Origin of the sequence: Microcystis sp. LEGE 08355 (genome assembly GCF_015207185.1) — a bacterium.
GTDB lineage: Bacteria > Cyanobacteriota > Cyanobacteriia > Cyanobacteriales > Microcystaceae > Microcystis > Microcystis panniformis.
In genome coordinates, this window is sequence record NZ_JADEXI010000730.1 from 1 (window position 1) to 2,026 (window position 2,026).

Below are 2,026 nucleotides of genomic sequence, written 5' to 3' on the forward strand. Positions count from 1 at the left end.
GGGTAGGGTGTGGGGTTTTACCGATTTTGAGGGGGTCAATTACCTAATTTTCAGGGAAAAAGCACCTGAATTTTACCCCCGATCACTCCAAGGGCTGGCAGTTTTTGATTTCAAACAAGCTTAAAGATATTATCCAACAAGGTTTTTAGATTTATTCAGGAAGCCTTAATTAGGGCTTCCTGAACAAATAATACAGGGCAATCTGGACATAGATTTCGCCGTTTTTGCCGAGCAATGATAACTTTTATAGCTTTTTATCTATGGATAAAATAATTTAGATCAATTTAACTCTAGGTTAGATGTGGTATAGACTAGGATTAGTAATTTATACTCAGATAGCCATGAGACAATCCGATCGAGAAATAATAATTTTAGCGGCTGTGGCCTCCCTCTTAGCGGTGGCGGCGGAAGGGGCGATCGCTTTTTAGATAAAAAAAACTGATTTATGGGGTTAAAGTCCAGCAAAATTGACAATCAATACCGAGGAAAGATATCGATAGAATGCTTGTGACAGGGGCAACAATTGCGATCGCATCGAGCAGCGAAATTAAAGCATGAGTATTAGTGTAACGGGTCAGGTAAAAAGAATCGAAATAGGCACGGGAACTTGGGCATTAATTGCCGATAACGGTCAAACCTACGAATTAATAGACCCTCCCGCCGAATTAACCCAAAAAAAGGCAAAAGTGACAGTTATAGGTCAAATTCGCTCAGATGTGATGACTCTGGCCATGATCGGGCCAGTTTTACAAGTGATCTCCTTTCAATCCCTGCCATGAAGCCAAAAAATACTGCTTAAAAAAGGGTAAAATCGGTTTTTTAAGCCTGTAATCTCGAAAAATTGCCGTAATTGTCCCTCAGCTATCCCAGAAAGAAAAATTGTCAAGAATACCCTAGAGGTTGATTTTTTCGAGAATAATCTCGAAATTTTGGATAATAATACTACAATAGACAGCAACTTTGTCTTAGGAACATCGGAATAACCTAAACCGATCTGTCTGATTGGTTTAACTCGTAGTTACCTAAGTTGGCGTGAGGAGAGGACTGAATGAATTTGCGCGATAATGCTTTAACGATTCTGCAAGAAACGAGTCGAACTTTTTATATTCCCATAAGTCGTTTACCAGATCGTCTGCTCGAGGCAGTAGCCTCAGCTTATCTCTGTATGAGGGCGATCGATGAAGTAGAAGACCATCCCGACCTAGATAACTTCAGTAAAGCCCAGATATTAAGACAAATTAGCCTGAATTTACAAGCAGGTACTGAAAATTCTACCAAAGAGGACTTTGCTTTTGGCTTAGTCCATCGGGAGATTTTGCCGGAAGTAACCCTGAGAATTGGCGAATGGGCCCTGTTAGCACCGGATTCGATCGCCCCGCGGGTTTGGGATGCCACGGCGGCCATGGCCGATCGCATGGCCTACTGGGCTGGGAATAACTGGGATATTCGCACAGAAATAGAATTAGATCAATATACCTTTAGTGTGGCCGGTGCCGTGGGTTTATTGCTGTCTGACCTCTGGAATTGGTACGATGGCACCGAAACTAATCGCAGTTATGCCATCGGTTTTGGTCGTGGTTTACAAGCGGTTAATATTGCCCGCAACCAGGGGGAAGATCTGCGTCGGGGGGTAAGTTTTCTACCCCGTGGTTGGACAATTAGTGATATTCATAATTATGCCCGTCGTAATCTGAAATTAGCCGATTATTACACTCAATCGCTCCCGAAAGGGCCGGCCCTTGATTTTTGTAAGATTCCCCTCGCTTTAGCCCATGGCACTCTCGAAGTCCTAGCGTTAGGTAAGGAAAAACTCAGCCGCAGCGATGTCATCGCTTTGGTACAACAAATTACCCGATAGAGGAAATCACAATTAGGGTTGGCTGAATAAATCTAAAAACCTTGTTGGGTAAGACTTTTAGACTTTTTGTCAATCAAAAAGTACCGGACTGGGAGTGATCAGGGGGAAAATCCCTGGACTTTTTCCCTGAAAATTAGGTAGTTGACCACCTGAAAATCGGTAAAACCC

Annotated in this window: 3 protein-coding genes; all 3 read left to right on the forward strand. The window is 42.8% G+C overall.

The genetic code is table 11. The annotated features are described in order from the left end of the window. Positions 1-299 precede the first annotated feature (299 nt). Entirely contained in the window at positions 300-428 is a 129-nt protein-coding gene (locus tag IQ242_RS26845) for a hypothetical protein (protein ID WP_255520710.1), read from the forward strand. Between the two features lie 126 nt (positions 429-554). Then, positions 555-779 carry a hypothetical protein gene (locus IQ242_RS23425; protein WP_002757610.1) on the forward strand — a complete coding sequence of 75 codons (225 nt, stop codon included), beginning with the start codon at positions 555-557 and terminating at the stop codon, positions 777-779. Between the two features lie 269 nt (positions 780-1,048). After that, complete coding sequence (locus IQ242_RS23430; RefSeq protein ID WP_193961606.1) at positions 1,049-1,858, forward strand: squalene/phytoene synthase family protein; 810 nt, start codon at positions 1,049-1,051, stop codon at positions 1,856-1,858. Positions 1,859-2,026: the final 168 nt, after the last annotated feature.